Origin of the sequence: Cellulomonas sp. PhB143 (assembly GCF_003752595.1) — a bacterium.
Taxonomy (GTDB): Bacteria; Actinomycetota; Actinomycetes; order Actinomycetales; family Cellulomonadaceae; genus Paraoerskovia.
Genome location: NZ_RKIJ01000016.1, coordinates 1 through 19,490, shown reverse-complemented (window position 1 = coordinate 19,490; position 19,490 = coordinate 1). Strand labels below are relative to the sequence as shown.

Sequence of the window (19,490 nt, the reverse complement as noted above, 5' to 3'; positions counted from 1 at the left end):
CTCAGCCGACCGCCGCCACCGGCGAGGCGAGCGGCGTGCCGGACCCGTCGCGGCGGTCGTCCTCCGGCGGCAGGTCCACCGGCTGGCCGCCCGCGCCGACGGCGCGCGGCGGCCCCTGGCCGACCCAGGCGGCGATCAGCGTGTCCTCGCCGCGGACGAAGCGCTGGGCGCGCACGCCCCCGGTCGCCCGGCCCTTGGCAGGGTAGAGCTCGTACGGCGTGACCTTCGCGGCCCCGGTCTGGGTGCCGGGCAGCGCGGAGGACGTGCCCGCGACCGTGACCACCCGCGCCAGGTCGCGCACCGAGGCCTCGACCACCGCGAACGCGACGACGCGCGCGCCGGGGGCGAGCTTGATGCCGGCCATGCCCGCCGCGGGGCGGCCCTGCGGGCGCACCAGCGACGCCGAGAAGTGCAGGAGGCTCGCCTCCGAGGTCACGAACACGACCTCGTCCTCGTCGCGCGCCGGTGCCGCGCCGACGACGGCGTCGCCCTCGCGCAGCGCGATGACGTCCCACGCGTCCCGGCTCGGGACGTCGCCCGGCGCCACGCGCTTGACGACGCCGTCGCGGGTGCCGACCGCGAGCGGCGGCGCGTCGTCGGACACGCCGACGAGCGTGACGGCGGACTCCCCGGGCTCGAGCGTGGCGAGCTCGGCGAGGGGCACGCCGCCGGACAGGCTCGGCGGTCCGTCCGTCGGCGGCAGCGCCGGCAGGTCCAGGACCGAGACCCGCAGCACGCGCCCGGCGCTGGTCAGCAGCCCGACGTCGCCGCGCGTCGTGGCGGGCACGGCGCCGTGGATCGCGTCGTGCGACGAGCGCCGCCCGTGCCGGGCGATCTCGGAGGCGTCCGCCGTGCGGGCGAGGAGCCCCGTCGCGGAGAGCAGCGCGACGCACGGCGTGTCGGCGATCTCGAGCGGCACGGCGGAGGACGCCGCGCGGGCGGCGCCCGGCGTGGCCCCGACGGACCCGCCCGCCGAGTCCAGCAGGATCGTGCGGCGCGGCGTGCCGTACGTGCGGGCGACCTCGTCCATCTCGTCGGCCACGACGGCGTGCAGCACCCGCTCGTCCCCGAGGATCTCCTCGAGGCGCGCGATCTCCTCGGCCAGCTCCGTCTGCTCCTTCTCGAGCTCGATGCGGCTGAACTTCGTCAGGCGGCGCAGCTGGAGGTCGAGGATGTAGCCGGCCTGGGCCTCCGACAGGTCGAACACCGTCTGCAGGCGGGTGCGGGCGATCGTCGCGTCGTCGCTCGAGCGGATCACCTGGATGACCTCGTCGATGTCGACGATCGCGAGCAGCAGGCCCTCGACCAGGTGCAGCCGGTCCTTGCGCTTCGCGAGCCGGAAGGCCGAGCGGCGCCGGACGACGTCGACCCGGTGCTCCACCCACACGCGCAGCAGCTCGACGAGGCCGAGCGTGCGTGGCTGCCCGTCGACGAGGGCGACGTTGTTGATGCCGAAGGAGTCCTCCAGCGGCGTGTACCGGTAGAGCTGCTCGAGCACGGCCTCCGGGTTGAACCCGTTCTTGATCTCGACGACGAGGTGCAGTCCGTGGGTGCGGTCGGTCAGGTCAGTGAAGTCGGCGATGCCCGCGAGCTTCTTGGCCTGGACGCCCTCCTTGATCTTCTCCTTGATCTTCTCGGGCCCGACGAGGTACGGCAGCTCCGTGACGACGATCCCCTTGCGGCGGGGCGTGATGCTCTCGATGCGCACCGTGGCGCGGGTGCGGAACGAGCCGCGCCCGGTGCGGTAGGCGTCGCGCACCCCGTCGAGTCCGACGATCTTGCCGCCGCTCGGCAGGTCGGGGCCGGGGACGAAGCGCATGACGTCGTCGAGCGTCGCGTCGGGGTGGGCGAGCAGGTGGCGCGCGGCGGCCACGACCTCCACGAGGTTGTGCGGGGCCATGTTCGTCGCCATGCCCACGGCGATCCCGGACGCGCCGTTGACCAGCAGGTTGGGGATCGCGGCCGGCAGGACCTCGGGCTGGGTGAGCTTGTTGTCGTAGTTCGGGACGAAGTCCACGACGTCCTCGTCGAGCCCCGTGGTCATCGCCAGGGACGACGTCGCGAGGCGCGCCTCGGTGTACCGGGGCGCCGCCGGTCCGTCGTCCAGGGACCCGAAGTTGCCGTGCCCGTCCACCAGCGGCAGGCGCAGCGAGAACGGCTGCGCGAGGCGCACCAGCGCGTCGTAGATCGCGGTGTCGCCGTGCGGGTGGAGCTTGCCCATCACCTCGCCGACGACGCGCGCCGACTTCACGTGCGCGCGGTCGGGGCGCAGGCCCATGTCGGCCATCTGGAACAGGATGCGGCGCTGGACGGGCTTGAGCCCGTCACGCGCGTCGGGGAGAGCGCGCGAGTAGATGACGGAGTAGGCGTACTCCAGGAAGGAGGTCTCCATCTCCTTCGCGACGTCGATGTCGACGATCGTCTCGTCGACCTCGCTCGGGTCGATCGGTGAGGACGAGGGCTTGCGCGCCATGGACGGTGGCTCTCCTGCGGGTGCGGCGGTGCTCGACGGTGACCGGCACACGCTACCGCGCGCCCCCGACGTCCGGCCCGCGCCGCTCGCCTAACCTGGACGGGTGGAGGCTGAGGTGCGGTACCCGGTGGAGTGGGAGGCCGACGTCGTCCTGCGGGACGGGACGACGGCGCACGTGCGGCCCATCCGGCCCTCGGACTCCGACGCGCTGCAGAGGTTCCACGGCGGGCAGTCCGAACGCTCGGTGTACCTGCGCTTCTTCGTCTCGATGTCTCGGCTCTCCGCCCGCGACCTGCGCCGGTTCACCGAGGTGGACCACCGCGACCGGGTGGCCCTGGTGGCGGTGCGCACGGGTCCCGACGGCGAGGAGATCATCGGGGTCGGCCGCTTCGACCGCGTCGAGCCCACGCAGGCCGAGGTCGCGTTCAACATCGCCGACGCCGTGCAGGGCCGCGGCGTGGGGTCGGTGCTCCTGGAGCACCTGGCCGCCGCGGCGCGCGAGGTCGGGGTGCGCCGGTTCACCGCCGAGGTCCTGCCGCAGAACGGCCGCATGATCGCCGTGTTCCGCGAGGCCGGGTACCAGCTCGAGCAGCGCATGGACGACGGCGTCGTCCAGGTCGGCGTCGACCTCGACCCGACCGACCGCTCGCGCGAGGTCATGGCCGACCGCGAGCACCGCGCCGAGGCGCGCAGCGTCGAGCGCCTCCTCGCCGCGGAGGAGGTGCTCGTCCTCGGGCCGGGGGAGGGCGACACCACGAGCGCCCAGGCCGTGGCCGCCGCACGCGTCGCGCAGGGCGTCGTGACGAACGGGCTCGCGTGCCACACCACCGGCGTCGCGCCGGCGCTCGCGGGCGAGGGACTAGGGGACGAGGCCGCCGGCCTGCTGCACGCCTGGCCCTCGGTCGCGGACGTGCCGCGCACGGTGGGGCTCGCGGTGCTCGCGCTGTCCCCGCCCGCCGCCATCCGTGCCGTGCCCGAGCTCGAGGCCGCCGGGGTGCCGGGCGCCGTCGTCGTCTCCAGCGGGTTCGGCGAGACCGGCGAGGCCGGTCTCGCGGCCCAGCGCGAGCTGCTGCGCGCGGCGCACGCCGCCGGGATGCGCATCGTCGGGCCCGCGAGCTACGGCCTGATCGCCTCGGCGCAGGGCCGCACGCTCGACGCGAGCCTGACCGGCGACGTGCCGCCGGCGGGGGACGTGGGGTTCTTCTGCCAGTCGGCGCCCACCGCGGTCACCCTCCTGGCCACGGTCCGCCGGCGCGGGATCGGGGTCTCGGCGTTCGTCTCCGCGGGGCACCGCGCGGACGTGTCCGGCAACGACCTCATGCAGTACTGGGTCGACGACCCGGCGACCCAGGTGGTGTGCCTCAACCTCGAGTCGATCGGCAACCCGCGCAAGTTCTCGCGCATCGCCCGGCGGCTCGCGCGCGTGAAGCCCGTCGTCGTCGTCACGGCGGGCCGGTCCGGGCAGGTCGTGCCGCCCGGGCACACCGTGCGCCCGACGCGGGCCCCGCGGCGTGCGCTGGAGGAGATGTTCCGCCAGTCGGGGGTCATCCACGCGGCGAACACCCACCAGCTCGTCGACGTCGCCCAGCTCCTGTCCCACCAGCCGTTGCCGACCGGGCGGCGCGTCGGGATCCTCACCAGCGCCGCGGCGCTCACCGCGGCGGTCGCCGAGGCGATCGTGTCCGCCGGGCTCGAGGTCGCCGAGGCGTCCGCCTACCTGCCGGAGGACGCCGACGCCGCGGCGGTCGACGCGGCGCTCGACGCGCTCTACGCGCCCGACGCGTGCGACGCCGTGATGGTCGTCAACATCCCGACGCTGCGCCCCCGCACCCGGGCCGCGTCCCGCTCCGTCGCGCGCGCCGCGGCCCGCTCCGGGCGCACCACGGTGGTGACGATGCTGGGCCTGCACGGCCTCGAGGACGAGCTCGCCGCGCCCGACGCCGACGGGGTGCGCCGCCACGTGCCGGCCTACTCGACGGCGGACGACGCGGTGCAGGCGCTGGGCGCCGTGGCACGCTACGCCCGCTGGCGCGCCGAGGGCCACAGCGAGCCGGTGCGCCCGTCGGGGATCGACCGGGCGCGGGCGCGCGCGGTGGTCGAGGCCGAGCTGCTGCGCGGGGCGCGCGCCGCCGCCGACGGCCCCGCTCCCGTCCCGCCGCTGCTGGACGAGGAGAGCGCCGGCGCGCTGCTCGCCGCCTACGGGATCCACCTGTGGCCGTCGGTGCGGGTCCCCGACGCCGACGAGGCGGTCGCCGCCGCCGAGCGCCTCGGCTGGCCGGTGGTCCTCAAGCACACCGCCGGGGCCCTGCGCCACCGCGCCGATCTCGGCGCCGTGCGGCTCGACATCGGCGACGCCGCCGAGCTGCGCGCCGCGGTCCAGCAGGTGCGCGCCGCGGTGGCGGGGCTCGTGCCCGCCGTGGCCCCCGGCCCGCTGCCCTTCGAGGTCCAGCGGATGGCCGGCGTCGGCGTGGCGTGCGTGGTGCGCAGCACCGAGGACCCGCTCTACGGCCCCGTCGTCTCCTTCGGCCTGGCGGGCGACGCCGTCGACCTGCTCGAGGACATGACCTTCGGGATCCCGCCGCTGACGGTGGCCGACGTGGGCACCATGGTGCGCTCGATCGGCGCCGCGCCGCGGCTCTTCGGCTACGGCGGCGCCCCCGTCGTGGACCTCGCCGCGCTCGAGGACCTCCTCGGGCGCGTGTCCGTCATGGCGGACGACCTCCCCGAGCTGCGCAGCCTCGAGCTCTACCCCGTGCTCGCCTCGGACGCGGGCTGCAGCGTCCTGACCGCGAGGATCAGGCTGGAGAGCGCTCAGCGGACCGACGCGCTGCGCCGCGCGCTGCCGAGCTGAGCGCGGCGCTGTGGACGGCTGCCGCGGTCCCCGGAGGCACCGGGAGGCGGCCCGGAGGTTCGCACGGGCGCGGCGTCGGGTGGAAGAATGCGTCGATGCCCTCGAGAACTGCTGACGACCGCCGAGCACTGACCGCAGACCTGCGCCGGGCCGGGTACTACCCGGAGCTCGTGCGCGACGTCCTCGAGGTCGCGCTCGGCGACGAGCGCGTCGTCACCCACCTCGTGCACGCGGAGACGACCTTCGACGTGGAGGAGGTGCGGCGCCACCTCACGGTCCTGGTGCTCACCCCGACCCGCCTCGTCTCCGCCCACGTCGACGACCACCCCGCGGACAGCGAGCACCCCTCCGCCTCGGCGGCCGCGACGACCGAGTCGGTCCCGCTGTCCGAGCTGCGCTCCGTGACGCTGACCCACGTGCTCGCCGACCCCGAGCGCTACCGCGCGGGCGACCAGGCCGTCGAGATGACGCTGGCGGTCGGGTGGGGCAGCGTCTCGCGGGTCGACCTCGAGCCGGCGCAGTGCCCGGACCCCACCTGCGACGCCGACCACGGCCTCACCGGCCAGATCACGCCCGACGACGTCGTCGTCCGGGTCAGCGCGGACGCGGAGGGGCGCGACGCGGTGCGGGCGGCCACCGACTTCGCGCACCGGCTCTCGTCGCTGAGCAGCGTCTCGGCACGCCGGTGAGCGGGGACGCCGAGCTCCCGGCCGACCTCCCTGCCGACCTCGTGGCGCCGTCGTACACCGGGCGCTCGCTGGCCCGGGTGCTGCCCGCCGCGGCAGGCGCCCTCGGCGTGGACCTCGAGGTGTGCGACGCGCAGGCCGCACAGGCGGAACTCGGGCTGCCGTCCGCCCCGCGGTGCTGCGTCGTCCTCGTCGACGGGCTCGGGCACGTCAACCTCGCCGAGCGCGCGGGCCACGCCCCCTTCCTGCGCTCGCTGCTGGCCGGCTCCGAGCCGCTGACCTCCAGCTTCCCGAGCACGACGGCGGCCGCGCTCGGGACGTTCGGCACGGGCACCGGTCCCGGCCGGACGGGGATGGTCGGGTACACCCAGCGCGACCCGGTGCACGGTTCGCTGGCGAACATGGTCTCGTGGGAGGGCGCGGCCGCACCGGAGGAGATCCAGCGCGAGCGGACCGTGCTCGAGAGCCTCGTCGCCGCCGGGACCGCCGTGACGAGCGTCGGACCCCGGCGCTTCGAGGGCTCGGGCATGACGCGCGCCGCGCTGCGCGGGAGCCGCTACCGACCGGCCGAGGCGCTCTCGACGCGGGTCGACGTGACGGTCGACGCGCTGCGCGCCCCCGGGCTCGCCTACCTCTACTGGGGCGACGTCGACAAGACCGGCCACCACCACGGCTGGGGCTCCTGGCAGTGGGGCGACGCGCTCGAGGCGCTCGACCGGGAGCTCGGGGACCTGGCGCGCCGCCTGCCGCGGGGGACCGCCCTCGTGGTCACCGCGGACCACGGCATGGTCGACGTCGACCGCGCCCTGCGCTGGGACGTCGCGCACGAGCCGGAGCTGGCCCGTGGCGTCGAGATGGTCGCCGGCGAGCCGCGCGCCACGCACCTGTACGTCGCCCCGGAGGCGCGGGACGGCGTCGTCGAGCGGTGGTCCCGGACGCTCGGGGACCACGCCCTCGTCGCCACGCGCGAGGAGGCCGTGGCCGCCGGCTGGTTCGGGACCGTGGCGCCGCACGTGCGGGAGGTCCTGGGCGACGTCGTCGTCGCCCTGCGCGGGCGCGCGACCGTCGTCGACTCCGCGAGCCAGTCGGCGGCCTCGCTCGACCTCGTCGGGGTGCACGGGTCGCTCACGCCCCACGAGATGCTCGTGCCCTGCCTGGTCACGTCGCTCTGAGCCCCACCCGCCCACCACCCTCGAACGACCGGGAGACCACCGATGGCCGAGCTCGTCTTCTTCTCCGGGACCATGGACTGCGGCAAGTCGACCCTCGCGCTCCAGATGGACCACAACCACGCGGCGCGGGGGCGCTCGGGGCGCGTGTTCAGCCGGGACGACCGCGCGGGCGTCGACCGGATCTCCTCGCGCCTCGGGCTCGAGGCCCGGGCCGACGAGGTCCGTGACGACACCGACTTCTGGCGGGTCGTGACGGACGAGCGCGCCCGGGGCCGCGCCGTCGACTACCTCGTCTGCGACGAGGCGCAGTTCTACTCGCCCGCCCAGGTCGAGCAGCTCGCCCGGCTCGTCGACGAGATGGGCATCGACGTCTTCGCGTTCGGCATCACGGCGGACTTTCGGACCCGGCTCTTCCCCGGTGCGGCGCGGCTCATCGAGCTCGCCGACCGGGTCGAGGTGCTGCAGGTGCGGTCGCTGTGCTGGTGCGGGGCGCGGGCCACGCACAACGCCCGCACGGTCGACGGCCGCATGGTCGTGGAGGGCGAGCAGGTCGTGGTCGGGGACACGGCGGGGGAGGCCGCCGGTCCGGGCGCGGGCGGCGCGCCGCGGGTCGCGTACGAGGTGCTGTGCCGCCGCCACCACATGCGCCGGATGACCGCCGACACGGCGCGAGCCACGACCTCCGGGGACGCCGTCCTGCTCTAGCCGTGAGCGGACCGAGCCGCGGCACCCGCGCGGCCCAACGGCCGACGGTCAGTCGTGCTTGGCGCCGAAGACGATCTCGTCCCAGCTCGGGACCTTCGAGCGCCCCTTGCGGCCCTGGCGCCGCTCTGCGGGGCGAGCGCCCGAGGACGGGTCGGCCCCGGCGGTCGCGCCCTGCGCGGGCGCGTCGCGGGAGGCGCCCGCGGCTGCGGAGGCCTCGGCAGCGTCGTCGGTCGGGCCGGTGGCCGGTGCGGCGCCCTTCGGCGCGTCCGGCCCGGCCGGCGCGTCGACCTTGGCGGCGCCGCCCGGGCGGGCGAGCCGGAGCACCCGTCCGCGCGAGGCCGTCCTCGCCGCGTCGGGCTCCGTGCCCGCGTCGCGTCCGGACTGCGTGCCGGGCTCGCTGCTCGACCCGCTCCCGGGCGCGTCGTCCGGGCCGGCGTCGCCGAAGCCGTCGAACACCTCGGTCATCGACGAGGGGCGCTCCTGGCGCGTGCCCCGCCTGCGCCGCAGGTCGTCGAGCATCCCGACGGTCGCGTCGGTCTCCGCGTCGGTGCGCCTCGCGGCGGCGTCCTCGTCCTCGTCCGCATGGTCCGCGCCCGGCCACGCGGGCGCGCCGTCGCCGTCGCGGGTCGCGTCCATGAGGTCCGTCGTGTCGTCGTCGGCGTCCGGCTGGCCGAGCCAGCGCGCCTCGTCGTCGAGCGGGTGGTGCTCGCGGGTCTGGGGGTCGAACGTCCACCGCGCCGCGCGCTCCTGGCCGCCGACCGGGAAGGACAGGCGGACCGTCCAGGGCTCGGACCCGGACCGGGTGGCCGTCCAGGTGCGGTCGTCGTCGTCGATGCCGCGCACCTCGAGCCGGGCGTCGATGCGCTCCCCGAGGGTGACGGGCTCGCCCTGCTCGTCGGAGCCGCGCTCGTCGCGGTCCCCGGCGCGGTCGTTCGGCTCCGTGGCGCGCAGCCGGGCGACGACGTAGTCCTGCTCGGCGACCACGGGACCCTCGTACCGGCGCACGTGCTCCACCGGCACGCCCGCGGACTCCGCGACGTCCCTCGCCGACTCGCCGGCGCGCAGGCGCGCCTGGATCTCGCGCGGCGCCAGCCCCGTCGTCTCCGACGCGCGCCAGTGCTCCAGCCGCGCCCGGTCACGCCGCACGGCCGCGCGCAGCGACTCGGTGATGGGCAACAGGTACCGCTGGCCGCCGGGCGCGGACAGCACGAGGTGCTCCCCGTCGTCGTGCAGCTTGACGAGCTCGAGCTCTTGGTCTGGCATGTGATCCTCCGACACGTCCGCGGGCGGACCCGCCCGTCCGTCGCTCACCCTCGAGGGTGCCATCCGTGCCGGGGTACGCACGGCAGGCGGTCCGGTGTGCCGTCCACTTCTTGCGGGCGCCCGCGGGCGATGATGGCGGGCGTGACCCCTGCGCTGCCGCTGGAACAGACGATCGAGCTCCTCGCGGTGTTCTGCGCCGCCCTCTCCGGAGGGCTGTCCGGGGTGCGCAAGAACTTCGACCTGTTCGGCGTCCTCGTGCTCTCCTGGGCGACCGGCCTGGGCGGAGGGATGCTGCGCGACGTGCTCATCGGCGTGACGCCGCCGGTCGGGATCGCCGACTGGCGGCTGATGGTCGCGGCGCTGGGCGCCGGCGTGCTGATCTCGTTCGCTCACCCTCGGCTCGGTCGGATGCGGCGTGTGGTGATCGTCCTCGACGCGGGCGCGCTGGCCCTGTTCGTGCTCGTCGGGACGACGAAGGCGCTCGACCTCGGCGTCGGGATGCTCGCCGCCGTGGTGGTCGGCCTGCTGACGGGCATCGGCGGAGGGGTGCTGCGCGACGTGCTCACCGGCGAGGTGCCCCTGATCCTCCAGGACCGCCAGCTCTACGCGATCCCCGCGCTGCTCGGCGCGGTCGCGACGGCCGGGGTCTGGTACGCGGACGCGCTCGGTGCGGCCGCTCAGGTGGTGATCGTCGCGCTCGTGTTCGGCTTCCGGCTCCTGTCTTTGCGGCTCGGGTGGACCGCGCCCGGCCCGCGGTCGGGGACCATGGGGGGATGACGCACGCACCGGCACCGGCACCGGCACCCGAACCCGATCCCGCCCTCGATCTCGCCGGGCTGCGCGACCTCGCCGTCCGGATGGCCACGGAGGCGGGAGCGCTCGTGCGCGACGGGCGGCCGGAGCGGGTGGAGGTCGCCGCGACCAAGTCCTCCGCGGTCGACGTCGTCACGCGGATGGACGCCGCCAGCGAGGAGCTCCTGCGCCGGATCCTCGCGACGGAGCGGCCCGACGACGCCGTGCTCGGCGAGGAGGGCGGCAGCACGGCCGGCACCTCCGGGCTGACCTGGGTGCTGGACCCGATCGACGGGACGGTCAACTACCTCTACGGCGTCGGGCCCTACGCGGTCTCGGTCGCGGTCGTGACCGGCGCGCCCGACCCCGCGCGCTGGACCGTGCTCGCGGGGGCCGTGCACGACGTCCCGGGCGCGCGCACGTGGAGCGCGGCCCGCGGGGCGGGCGCCACGCTGGACGGGGCGCCCCTCGCCCCGCGCCCCGCGGCGGAGCTCGCGACCAGCCTGGTCGGCACCGGCTTCGGGTACGTCGCCGAGCGCCGGGCCGCGCAGGCCCGGGTCCTCGCGCAGGTGCTGCCCCGCGTGCGCGACGTGCGCCGGCTCGGGTCGGCGGCCGTGGACCTGTGCCTCGTCGCGTCGGGCGCCCTCGACCTCTACTACGAGCGCGGCCTGAACCCCTGGGACATGGCCGCCGGCGCGCTCGTGGCCCAGGAGGCCGGGCTCGTCGTCACCGGGTTGCGCGGGGCGTCCGCGACCGCGCAGATGACGGTGGCTGGCCGTCCGGGGACGGTCGAGGAGCTCGTGCGCATCCTCGAGGAGGCGGACGCCGACCAGGGCGCGTGACGGGCCCCTGACCGGGCGCCCGAGCACGCGCGGCCCCGTCCGCCGGGCCCGCCGTCGGGCGCCGTGACGCACGACACCGCCGCTGAGCGTGCACCAGCGCCGGATCTGGTGCATGATCCGTTCGCCTGCGGGAATGAAACCACCCCGCGGAGCATTGCACCACGAGTCTCCTGCGAGGCCCGCCGACCGCGCGAGCGCCCGGGTCGGCACCCGCACCGGGAGCGCAGCGCCCCCAGATCTCAGCAGCACGCACGAGCACTTATCAGCACCGAACGACCGGAGTGTGACGCCCGACATGGCAACTGACTACGACGCACCGCGCAAGACCGAGGAGGATCTCTCCGAGGACTCCATCCAGGAGCTGCAGACGCGACGCTCCGACAAGTCGTCGGGCGTCGTCGACGAGGACGAGACGGAGGCGGCGGAAGGCTTCGAGCTCCCCGGCGCGGACCTCTCGGGCGAGGAGCTCTCCGTCCGCGTCCTGCCTCGGCAGGACGACGAGTTCACCTGCTCGAGCTGTTTCCTCGTGCACCACCGCAGCCAGCTGGCGTCCGAGAAGGGCGGCCGGCTGATCTGCACCGAGTGCGCCGCCTGACCCCAGGCGACCAGCAGGACGAGAGCCCCCACCGCCGTCGCCGGCGGTGGGGGCTCTCGTGCGTCGGGCGCAGGTCAGGCGGAGGTCGAGTCCCGCAGCGCACGCGCGAGCTCGGCGGGGCGGCGGGTCGAGACGATCCAGTAGGGCGTCGGGTCCTGGGGGTCGCGCAGGTCGACGCGCACCGCCGCGTGGGTCCACGCGCGGTGGCACAGGTAGGCGCGGGCGTCGAGCTCCGTGCCGATCGCCCGCCGCAGGTCCTCGCCCCGCAGCTCGACGACGTCGCCGAGGACCGCGGTGGGGATGCGGGCGCCACCGGCGCGCAGCGTGCCCGAGCGGACCTCGACCACGGGGGAGGTGACGCGCGCCGCGACGAGCGCGATCGCCACCACGACGACCGCGGCCCCGAACGCGATGCCCTGACCGACCGGGAGGAGCGCGAGGACGACGAACAGGCCCAGCCCTAGCGCCGCGGCGACCAGGCCGACGCCGGGGGTGAGGGTCTCGACGTACGGGTCGGTCGGGGGCTGCGCGGGGCTCGGCATGGGCACCATCATCCCAGCCCGACGCCGCGGCCCGGACCGCCGCCGAGCCGTTACCCTCGTGGCGTGCCAGGTACCGACGCGAACGAGCCCGAGATCCTCCTGCAGCTGCTGGACGACGTCCCGGAGCCCGCCTACGCCCATCCCGGCGACGCCGGGGCCGACCTGGTGACGCGGGTCGACGTCGTGATCGCGCCGGGGGAGCGGGTCACCGTGCCGACGGGCGTCGCGATCGCGCTGCCCGACGGCTACGCGGCGTTCGTGCACCCCCGCTCGGGCCTCGCGGCGCGGCACGGTCTGACGATCGTCAACGCGCCGGGCACGGTCGACGCCGGCTACCGCGGCGAGATCAGCGTGACGCTGCTGAACACCGACGCGACGGAGCCGGTGTCCCTGACGCGCGGCGACCGGGTCGCGCAGCTCGTCGTCCAGCGCGTCGCCCGCGCCCGCTTCGTGCGGGCGCAGACGCTCCCCGGCTCGCACCGCGGGTCGGGCGGCTTCGGTTCCAGCGGCGGCTGGACCGCGGCCGGCGCCTGATCGCCGCGGGGCGGACGGCGGACCGGGAGCGGCCCGCACTCGGACTACCCTGGACGGTGGCGCACGTCGGTGCGCCGGATCGCCGGGCAGCGCCCGGTCGAGCGACACGGAGGAGAGCGGCAGTGCCATTGTTCCGGCGCGGTGCGGCGCAGAACGCCGCCAAGCAGGACGAGAACGTCCCCGACCAGGGCACGGCCGGCCCGGCTCCCGAGACCGGTGGCGCGAGCGACGGGGCCGTCTCGGCCCCGGCGTCGGCCTCCTCGGGTGGCGTCCCCGAGCGCGGCCCGTACGACGTCGCGCAGGTCGAGGACCGGGGGAGCAGGCTCGACCTCGGAGCGGTCTGGCTGCCCGCGGTGCCCGGGATGGAGCTGCGGATGGAGGCCGACCGCAAGACGCAGCGCATCACCGGTGCGGCCTGCACCATCCAGGGCTCCGGGCTGCAGGTGCAGGCGTTCGCGGCGCCCCGCACCGCCGGGATCTGGGACGAGGTCCGGGCCGAGATCGCCCAGTCGGTCGCCCGGCAGGGCGGCGCGGTGGACGACATCCCCGGCCCGTTCGGCCGCGAGCTCCTCGCGCGCCTGCCGGCGAAGGGACCCGACGGCCAGTCCGGGTTCCGCCCGGCGCGGTTCGTGGGCGTCGACGGGCCGCGGTGGTTCCTGCGCGGCGTGATCACCGGCCGCGCCGCCGTCGACCAGGCGCAGGCGAAGATCGTCGAGGCGGTGTTCGCGAACATCGTCGTGGTGCGCGACGAGGCGGCCCGCCCGCCGCGGGACCTCCTCGCGATGCACGTGCCCGGCCAGCCGTCCGCGACGCCCCTCGCCCCCGAGGGCGCGACGCCGCAGGAGCAGACGTTCGACCCGCTCACCCGCGGGCCCGAGATCACGGAGATCCGGTGAGCGCCACGCACGCACCCCAGGTGGGGCGCGCGCCCGGTGCCGGCTGGCGCGGCCTGCTCGCCTCGCAGGAGACGGTCGCCGCCGGCGAGGAGCGCGACGAGGCCCGGCGCCAGTCCGGCTGCGTCCCCGTCGACGAGGTCGGGGACCGCACTCGGGTCTCGGTGTCGGGGGTCCTGCGCTCCGTCGTCCTGCGCCCGTCCGAGGGCGTGCCGACGGTCGAGGCCGAGCTGTACGACGGGACCGGTGCCGTCGACCTGGTGTGGCTGGGTCGTCGCCGGATCACGGGCATCGACCCCGGCCGCCGCGTGCGCGTCGAGGGCCTGGCCTGCACGATCAAGGGCCGGCGCACCATGTTCAACCCCCGGTACGAGCTGCGGGCGCGGCCCGGTGAGTGAGCCGGAGGGCGCTCCCGAGGGCCGGGGCGTCCGCGTCCTGGCCTCCGACAGCTTCTCGGTGACCGACGCCGTCGGCGGGGTCCGCGGGCTGGTCGAGTCGGCGGCCCCCGGCCTCGTGTTCGTCGTGGTCTTCGTCGCGACCGGCCAGTCCCTGACGCCGGCCCTCGTGTCCTCCGCCGCGGTGGCGCTCGTCGCGGTCGTGGCCCGCCTGGTGCAGCGCACCCCCGTGACCCAGGCGCTGGGCGGGCTGCTCGGGGTCGGGATCGGCATCGTCTGGGCGTGGCGCTCGGGGGCGGCCCAGAACTACTACGCGTGGGGTCTGTGGACCAACGCCGCCTACCTGGTCGCCCTCGTGGTGTCGGTGCTGGTGCGCTGGCCGGCCGTCGGCGTCGTCGTGGAGGCGCTGCGCGGTGGCCTCGGGTCGGGACCCGGGCGCGCGACCACGGCCGCGGACGCGGGCCGCCCGCGGGTCCCCGCGGGATGGTCCGCCTGGCGCTCGGACGCCGGCCTGGTGCGCCGGTACACGAGCGCCACGTGGGTGATGGTGGCGATGTTCGCCCTGCGCCTGGCCGTCCAGGTGCCCCTGTTCTACTCAGCGCAGGTCGGCTGGCTCGGCACCGCGCGGCTCGTCATGGGGCTGCCGCTCTTCGCCCTGAGCCTGTGGATCGTCTGGCTGCTCGTCAGGCCTCGTCCGGCGGCGACGGAGCCGGACCCCCGCTGAGAACCTCCGCGGCACCGGGGCCCGGGGCCTCCGCCGGGTCGTCGACGAGGAGCGTCTGCAGGGCCTCCTCGTCGACCTCCCTGCCCGCGACGATCAGCAGCTCGTCGCCGGCCTCGAGGGTGTCGTCCGCCGACGGCGCGAACGGCAGCGCGCCGCGCACGATCGCCGCGAGGACCGTGTCGAGCGGCCACTCGACGGAACCCACCCGCGAGCCGACGAGCGGCGAGCCCGGAGGGAGCGTGAGCTCCAGGATGTCCGCGCCGGACTGGTGGAAGGTGAAGATCCGCACCAGGTCACCGACGGCGACGGCCTCCTCGACCATCGCGGTCATGATCCGCGGCGTCGAGACGGCGACGTCGACGCCCCACGACTCGTCGAACATCCACTCGTTGGCCGGGTTGTTGACCCGCGCGACGGTGCGCGGCACGCCGAACTCCGTCTTCGCGAGCAGCGACACGACGAGGTTGACCTTGTCGTCGCCGGTGGCGGCGACGATCACGTCGCAGTCGTCGACGTGTGCGTCCCCCAGCGACGAGAGCTCGCAGGCGTCGGCGAGGATCCACTCGGCCTCGGCCACCTGCGCGACGCGCATCGCGGCGGGCTGCTTGTCGACGATCACGACCTCGTGGTCGTGGGCGAGGAGCTCCCGGGCGATGGACCGTCCGACGGACCCTGCCCCGGCGATGACGACGCGCATCAGTCGGCCTCCTGCCTCGGTGCCCGGGTGAGGGCCCGCTCGATGGTCGCGGCCTCGTCGGCCGCCATCAGGACGTGCAGGATGTCGCCCTCCTGGAGGACGGTCTTCGAGGTCGGCACCATGCCCTCGCCGAACCGGGTCAGGAACGCGACGCGCGTGCGCGCGGCCTCCTCGATCGCCGCGACGCTGCGACCGATCCAGCCCTCGTGCACGTCGATCTGGGTCAGGCGTACCTTGCCCGACGGGTCGCGGTACTCGTCCGTGGCGCCGAGCGGGAGCATCCGCCGCAGCACCTGGTCGGCGGTCCAGCGCACGGTCGCGACGGTCGGGATGCCGAGCCGCTCGTAGATCTCCGCGCGGCGCGGGTCGTAGATGCGGGCGACGACCTGGTCGACCCCGTACGTCTCGCGCACGACGCGTGCCGCGAGGATGTTGGAGTTGTCGCCGTCGGAGACCGCGGCGAACGCGTAGGCGTCCTCGATGCCGGCCTGCTGCAGCGTGTCCCGGTCGAACCCGATGCCCTTGACCTTCTTGCCGCCGAAGTCCGACGGGAGGCGCCGGAACGCGTCCGGGTTCTGGTCGATGACGGCGACGGAGTGGCCGTGCCGCTCGAGCGACGTCGAGAGGGTGGCACCCACTCGTCCGCATCCCATGATCACGAAGTGCACGGTGGGAACGCTACACGCGTTCGGGCCCGCCAGGACGCGGATCGCGGGCCGGGGCGCGGGTGCGCCGCACGCCGTGTCGCGGGCATAGCATGGGGCCTCGTGTCGGACATCGCGGACTCAGCCAAGCGGCTCCTGCTCGGGCGCCCGATGCGCAGCGACACGCTCGGTCACACCCTGCTGCCCAAGCGCACGGCGCTGCCCGTGTTCGCGTCCGACGCCCTCTCCTCCGTCGCGTACGCCCCCGACGAGATACTCCTGACGCTCTCGCTCGCCGGGATGAGCGCCGTCGCGATCTCCCCGTGGGTCGGCCTCGTCGTCGTCGTGGTGCTCCTGACCGTCGTCACCTCCTACCGGCAGAACGTCAAGGCCTACCCGTCCGGCGGCGGAGACTACGAGGTCGCCACCGTCAACCTCGGCCCGCGGGCGGGTGTGGGCGTCGCCTCGGCGCTCCTCGTCGACTACGTGCTGACGGTCGCCGTCTCGATCTCCTCGGGAGCGCAGTACGCGGCGTCGGCCATCCCGGCCCTGCGCGACCACGAGGCGCTGTTCGCCGTGCTCGTGGTCATCGTCCTGACGGTCGCCAACCTGCGCGGGGCGAAGGAGTCCGGACGCATCTTCGCGGTGCCCGTGTACCTGTTCATGTTCGCGATCGGCACCACGGCCGTCGTCGGGCTCGTCCGCTACCTGACGGGGACGCTCGGCCAGGCCGAGAGCGCGCAGTTCCAGCTCGTCAACGAGTCCGGGTTCGACCAGGGACTGACCGGCATCGCCGGCGCGTTCCTCATCGCCCGCGCGTTCGCCTCCGGGTGTGCGGCGCTCACCGGCGTCGAGGCCATCAGCAACGGCGTGCCCGCGTTCAAGAAGCCGAAGTCGCGCAACGCGGCGACGACGCTCGGCATGCTCGGCCTGATCTCCGCGACGATGCTCATGTCGATCCTCCTGCTGGCCCGCGCGAGCGGGGTGCAGTACGCGGAGGACCCGACGTCGCAGCTCACGGACAACGGCGCGCCGGTGTCCGCCGACTACGTGCAGCACCCCGTGATCAGCCAGCTCGCCCAGACCGTGTTCGACGGGTTCGCCCCCGCCTACCTGCTGGTCGCCGCGATCACCGGCGTCATCCTCGTGCTCGCGGCGAACACCGCCTTCAACGGCTTCCCCGTCCTCGGCTCGATCCTCGCCAAGGACGGCTACCTGCCGCGCCAGCTGCACAACCGCGGCGACCGGCTCGCGTTCTCCAACGGGATCGTCACCCTGGCGGTCGGCGCGATCGTGCTGATCGTCGCGTTCGACGCGCAGGTGACCCGGCTCATCCAGCTGTACATCGTCGGCGTGTTCGTCTCCTTCACGCTGTCCCAGCTCGGCATGGTCAAGCACTGGAACCGCGGGCTGCGCACCGCCGTGGACCCGGCGGAACGCGCCCGGATGAAGCGGTCGCGGGTGGTCAACGGCTTCGGCTTCGCGATGACCGCGACCGTCCTGCTCATCGTCCTGCTCACCAAGTTCACGCACGGCGCGTGGATCGCGATCCTCGCGATGATCGTCGTGTTCGTGATCATGCAGGCGATCCACCGGCACTACGACACGGTGCGCGACGAGCTCGCGCTCGGCGACGACGACGCCGGCGCGGCGCGCGCGCTGCCGAGCCGGGTGCACGCCATCGTGCTCGTCTCGCGCCTGCACAAGCCGACCATGCGGGCGCTCGCCTACGCCCGCGCGTCACGACCGTCGGTGCTCGAGGCCGTCACCGTCGGGATCGAGCGTGACGAGATCGAGGACCTGCGCACCCGCTGGGAGGCGCTCGAGATACCGGTGCCTCTGCGGGTGCTCGACTCGCCGTTCCGGGAGATCTCTCGCCCGACGCTCGCCTACGTGCGCTCGATCCGGCGCGAGAGCCCCCGCGACCTCGTCGTCGTCTACATCCCCGAGTACGTCGTCGGGCACTGGTGGGAGCAGATCCTGCACAACCAGAGCGCGCTGCGGCTCAAGGGCCGTCTGCTGTTCACGCCGGGCGTCGTCGTGGCGTCGGTGCCGTGGCAGCTGCGCTCGTCCGTCTCCGGCCAGGTGGACCCGGACGGGCTCGGGGCACGCGGCCCGCAGACCGGGCGCGAGCACGGCGCCGGGCCGGGCCCGGAGCACACTCCGGCGCCCTGATCGCGCCCTGATCGCACGCGGGCCGGGCAGCGCGGCCTCGGCGACCAGCGATACTTGGCTCATGCCCCGCACCCCTGAGCACCGTCCCGCGCCCGCGACCGACACCACCGGGGCGGCGGGAACCGTCGTCGAGGTCACGGCCGAGCGCGTCGCGCACGGCGGCCACTGCGTCGCCCGGCACGAGGGCCGCGTCGTCTTCGTCCGCCACACCCTGCCGGGGGAGCGGGTCGCCGCGCGCCTGACCGAGGCGGAGCCGGACGCGACGTTCTGGCGCGCCGACGCGGTGGAGGTGCTCGAGGCGTCCCCGGACCGCGTGCCGAGCGCCTGGCCGGCGGCCGGGCCCGGCGGGGTCGGCGGCGGCGAGCTCGCCCACGTCGCGCTGCCGGCCCAGCGCCGCTGGAAGGGCGGCGTCGTGCGCGAGCAGCTCGCGCGGCTCGCCGGCCTGACGGGCGGCGTCGCGGACGTCGTCGTCGAGGCCGCGCCCGGCGACGACGCGCGCGGGGGCCTCGGGTACCGGACGCGCATCGAGCTGGTGGCCGACGCCGCGGGGCGGGCCGGCATGCGCCGGCACCGCTCGCACGACGTCGTCGCGCTCGACGACATGCCGCTGGCGAGCGAGCAGGTCGCGGCGCTCGCGGAGCGCGAGGGCGTCTTCACCCGCGGCTGGCGCGCCGGGTCGACGCTCGACCTCGTCGCGCCCGCGCCGGCCGAGGGCCAGGAGGCGGCGCCGGCGATGCTCGTGGTCGACGGGGCGCCGTGGCACGGGCGCCCGGACACGCGGCCCAACGCCCGGCGCACCGTGACCGAGACGGTCTCGGCGGGCGGGCGCACCTACTCCTACCGTGTGGCGGCCCAGGGCTTCTGGCAGGTGCACCGCGCGGCACCGTGGCTGCTCGCCCAGGCGGTGCTGGACGCCGTCGGGCACGTGGACGGCGGGCGCGTGCTGGACCTGTACTCCGGTGCCGGGCTCTTCACGTCGCCGCTCGCCGACGCCGTCGGCGCGTCCGGGCGGGTCGTCGCCGTGGAGGGCGACGAGGACGCGGTGCGCAACGCGCGCCGCAACGCCCACGGGCTCGACCAGGTCGAGCTGCACCGGGGCTCGGTGTCGACGGTCCTGGCGGCGGGGGCGCACGGGGCCGCGGGGGGCGCCGACGTCGTCGTCCTCGACCCGCCGCGCGCCGGGGCGGGCAAGAAGGTCGTGGCCTCGGTCGCGGCGCTCGCGCCCCGCCGGGTGGTCTACGTGGCGTGCGACCCGGCGGCGCTCGCGCGCGACGTCGCCTACCTCGCCGGGCACGGGTACGGGCTGACGGGGCTGCGGTCGTTCGACCTGTTCCCGATGACGCACCACGTGGAGTGCGTGGCGGTCCTCGACCGCTGACCGCCGAGACGTCACATTCGGCCCCTGATCCTGCCGGCGGTTTCTAGTGGTCAGTGCAACACCGGGTTCTGACTCGGAGGTGTGCTGTGGGGCAACATGTGTCGCTTAAAGATCGTGTTCGAGCGTTGA

The 19,490-nt window shown here is 75.3% G+C and carries 18 protein-coding genes; 13 read left to right on the top strand and 5 right to left on the bottom strand.

What is annotated here, in order from left to right:
* Nucleotide 1 precedes the first annotated feature (1 nt).
* A complete protein-coding gene (locus EDF32_RS13410; RefSeq protein ID WP_123309063.1) occupies nt 2-2,473 on the bottom strand; it encodes a DNA topoisomerase (ATP-hydrolyzing) subunit A in 2,472 nt (823 codons plus the stop codon).
* Between the two features lie 103 nt (nt 2,474-2,576).
* Here EDF32_RS13410 and EDF32_RS13405 point away from each other — a divergent pair, with 103 nt between their 5' ends.
* From EDF32_RS13405 to EDF32_RS13390, 4 genes are all read left to right on the top strand, one after another.
* Nucleotides 2,577-5,324, top strand: a complete 2,748-nt coding sequence (locus EDF32_RS13405) for a GNAT family N-acetyltransferase (protein ID WP_123309062.1) — start codon at nt 2,577-2,579, stop codon at nt 5,322-5,324.
* 95 nt (nt 5,325-5,419) lie between these two features.
* Complete coding sequence (locus tag EDF32_RS13400; protein WP_123309061.1) at nt 5,420-6,013, top strand: DUF5998 family protein; 594 nt, start codon at nt 5,420-5,422, stop codon at nt 6,011-6,013.
* Entirely contained in the window at nt 6,010-7,182 is a 1,173-nt protein-coding gene (locus tag EDF32_RS13395) for an alkaline phosphatase family protein (RefSeq protein WP_123309060.1), read from the top strand. The genes EDF32_RS13400 and EDF32_RS13395 overlap by 4 nt, the downstream gene beginning before the upstream one ends.
* A gap of 42 nt (nt 7,183-7,224) precedes the next feature.
* A complete protein-coding gene (locus tag EDF32_RS13390; RefSeq protein ID WP_123309059.1) occupies nt 7,225-7,887 on the top strand; it encodes a thymidine kinase in 663 nt (220 codons plus the stop codon).
* Between the two features lie 48 nt (nt 7,888-7,935).
* Here the strand turns inward: EDF32_RS13390 and sepH are convergent, their stop codons facing one another.
* The gene (gene sepH, locus EDF32_RS13385; protein WP_158614105.1) at nt 7,936-9,150 is read right to left on the bottom strand and encodes a septation protein SepH; all 1,215 of its coding nucleotides are present in this window, start codon (nt 9,148-9,150) and stop codon (nt 7,936-7,938) included.
* A gap of 132 nt (nt 9,151-9,282) precedes the next feature.
* Here sepH and EDF32_RS13380 point away from each other — a divergent pair, with 132 nt between their 5' ends.
* The 3 genes from EDF32_RS13380 to EDF32_RS13370 all read left to right on the top strand — a co-directional run bounded on the left by EDF32_RS13380 (nt 9,283) and on the right by EDF32_RS13370 (nt 11,379).
* Complete coding sequence (locus EDF32_RS13380; RefSeq protein ID WP_123309145.1) at nt 9,283-9,927, top strand: TRIC cation channel family protein; 645 nt, start codon at nt 9,283-9,285, stop codon at nt 9,925-9,927.
* Nucleotides 9,924-10,784, top strand: coding sequence for an inositol monophosphatase family protein (locus tag EDF32_RS13375; RefSeq protein WP_123309144.1), 861 nt, complete (start codon nt 9,924-9,926; stop codon nt 10,782-10,784). The genes EDF32_RS13380 and EDF32_RS13375 overlap by 4 nt, the downstream gene beginning before the upstream one ends.
* A 295-nt stretch (nt 10,785-11,079) precedes the next feature.
* On the top strand, nt 11,080-11,379 hold the full coding sequence (locus EDF32_RS13370) for a DUF4193 domain-containing protein (protein WP_123309143.1): 300 nt from the start codon (nt 11,080-11,082) through the stop codon (nt 11,377-11,379).
* A 74-nt stretch (nt 11,380-11,453) separates the two neighbouring features.
* On the opposite strand, the gene EDF32_RS13365 is transcribed toward EDF32_RS13370, so the two are convergent.
* Complete coding sequence (locus tag EDF32_RS13365; RefSeq protein ID WP_233565917.1) at nt 11,454-11,921, bottom strand: DUF3093 domain-containing protein; 468 nt, start codon at nt 11,919-11,921, stop codon at nt 11,454-11,456.
* A gap of 63 nt (nt 11,922-11,984) precedes the next feature.
* Between EDF32_RS13365 and dut the strand changes: the two genes are divergently transcribed.
* The 4 genes from dut to EDF32_RS13345 all read left to right on the top strand — a co-directional run bounded on the left by dut (nt 11,985) and on the right by EDF32_RS13345 (nt 14,467).
* Nucleotides 11,985-12,455 carry a dUTP diphosphatase gene (dut, locus tag EDF32_RS13360; RefSeq protein WP_233565916.1) on the top strand — a complete coding sequence of 157 codons (471 nt, stop codon included), beginning with the start codon at nt 11,985-11,987 and terminating at the stop codon, nt 12,453-12,455.
* Nucleotides 12,456-12,577: 122 nt separating this feature from the next.
* The gene (locus tag EDF32_RS13355) at nt 12,578-13,351 is read left to right on the top strand and encodes a DUF3710 domain-containing protein (RefSeq protein ID WP_123309056.1); all 774 of its coding nucleotides are present in this window, start codon (nt 12,578-12,580) and stop codon (nt 13,349-13,351) included.
* Nucleotides 13,348-13,746, top strand: a complete 399-nt coding sequence (locus tag EDF32_RS13350; RefSeq protein ID WP_233565915.1) for an OB-fold nucleic acid binding domain-containing protein — start codon at nt 13,348-13,350, stop codon at nt 13,744-13,746. The genes EDF32_RS13355 and EDF32_RS13350 overlap by 4 nt, the downstream gene beginning before the upstream one ends.
* Nucleotides 13,739-14,467 carry a DUF3159 domain-containing protein gene (locus EDF32_RS13345; protein WP_199734942.1) on the top strand — a complete coding sequence of 243 codons (729 nt, stop codon included), beginning with the start codon at nt 13,739-13,741 and terminating at the stop codon, nt 14,465-14,467. Before EDF32_RS13350 ends, EDF32_RS13345 begins: the two co-directional genes overlap by 8 nt.
* Here the strand turns inward: EDF32_RS13345 and EDF32_RS13340 are convergent.
* Both EDF32_RS13340 and EDF32_RS13335 read right to left on the bottom strand, forming a co-directional pair.
* Complete coding sequence (locus EDF32_RS13340; protein WP_123309055.1) at nt 14,427-15,164, bottom strand: TrkA family potassium uptake protein; 738 nt, start codon at nt 15,162-15,164, stop codon at nt 14,427-14,429. The two genes, EDF32_RS13345 and EDF32_RS13340, sit on opposite strands and share 41 nt — an antisense overlap.
* Nucleotides 15,164-15,817 (bottom strand): TrkA family potassium uptake protein, encoded by a 654-nt coding sequence (locus EDF32_RS13335; RefSeq protein WP_123309139.1) that lies wholly within the window; start codon nt 15,815-15,817, stop codon nt 15,164-15,166. The genes EDF32_RS13340 and EDF32_RS13335 overlap by 1 nt, the downstream gene beginning before the upstream one ends.
* Before the next feature lie 114 nt (nt 15,818-15,931).
* Between EDF32_RS13335 and EDF32_RS13330 the strand changes: the two genes are divergently transcribed.
* On the top strand, nt 15,932-17,983 hold the full coding sequence (locus tag EDF32_RS13330; RefSeq protein WP_123309054.1) for an APC family permease: 2,052 nt from the start codon (nt 15,932-15,934) through the stop codon (nt 17,981-17,983).
* Nucleotides 17,984-18,044: 61 nt separating this feature from the next.
* Nucleotides 18,045-19,361 (top strand): class I SAM-dependent RNA methyltransferase, encoded by a 1,317-nt coding sequence (locus EDF32_RS13325; protein WP_123309053.1) that lies wholly within the window; start codon nt 18,045-18,047, stop codon nt 19,359-19,361.
* The last annotated feature ends 129 nt before the right edge of the window (nt 19,362-19,490 follow it).

What these genes read in the sequence shown, in the direction of transcription:
- sepH (WP_158614105.1), bottom strand. Translation starts at nt 9,150, where the DNA reads ATGCCAGACCAAGAGCTCGAGCTCGTCAAGCTGCACGACGACGGGGAG.
- EDF32_RS13390 (WP_123309059.1), top strand. Translation starts at nt 7,225, where the DNA reads ATGGCCGAGCTCGTCTTCTTCTCCGGGACCATGGACTGCGGCAAGTCG.
- EDF32_RS13335 (WP_123309139.1), bottom strand. Translation starts at nt 15,817, where the DNA reads ATGGGATGCGGACGAGTGGGTGCCACCCTCTCGACGTCGCTCGAGCGG.
- EDF32_RS13340 (WP_123309055.1), bottom strand. Translation starts at nt 15,164, where the DNA reads ATGCGCGTCGTCATCGCCGGGGCAGGGTCCGTCGGACGGTCCATCGCC.
- EDF32_RS13325 (WP_123309053.1), top strand. Translation starts at nt 18,045, where the DNA reads ATGCCCCGCACCCCTGAGCACCGTCCCGCGCCCGCGACCGACACCACC.
- EDF32_RS13410 (WP_123309063.1), bottom strand. Translation starts at nt 2,473, where the DNA reads ATGGCGCGCAAGCCCTCGTCCTCACCGATCGACCCGAGCGAGGTCGAC.
- EDF32_RS13370 (WP_123309143.1), top strand. Translation starts at nt 11,080, where the DNA reads ATGGCAACTGACTACGACGCACCGCGCAAGACCGAGGAGGATCTCTCC.
- EDF32_RS13380 (WP_123309145.1), top strand. Translation starts at nt 9,283, where the DNA reads ATGGCGGGCGTGACCCCTGCGCTGCCGCTGGAACAGACGATCGAGCTC.
- EDF32_RS13400 (WP_123309061.1), top strand. Translation starts at nt 5,420, where the DNA reads ATGCCCTCGAGAACTGCTGACGACCGCCGAGCACTGACCGCAGACCTG.
- EDF32_RS13365 (WP_233565917.1), bottom strand. Translation starts at nt 11,921, where the DNA reads ATGCCGAGCCCCGCGCAGCCCCCGACCGACCCGTACGTCGAGACCCTC.
- EDF32_RS13375 (WP_123309144.1), top strand. Translation starts at nt 9,924, where the DNA reads ATGACGCACGCACCGGCACCGGCACCGGCACCCGAACCCGATCCCGCC.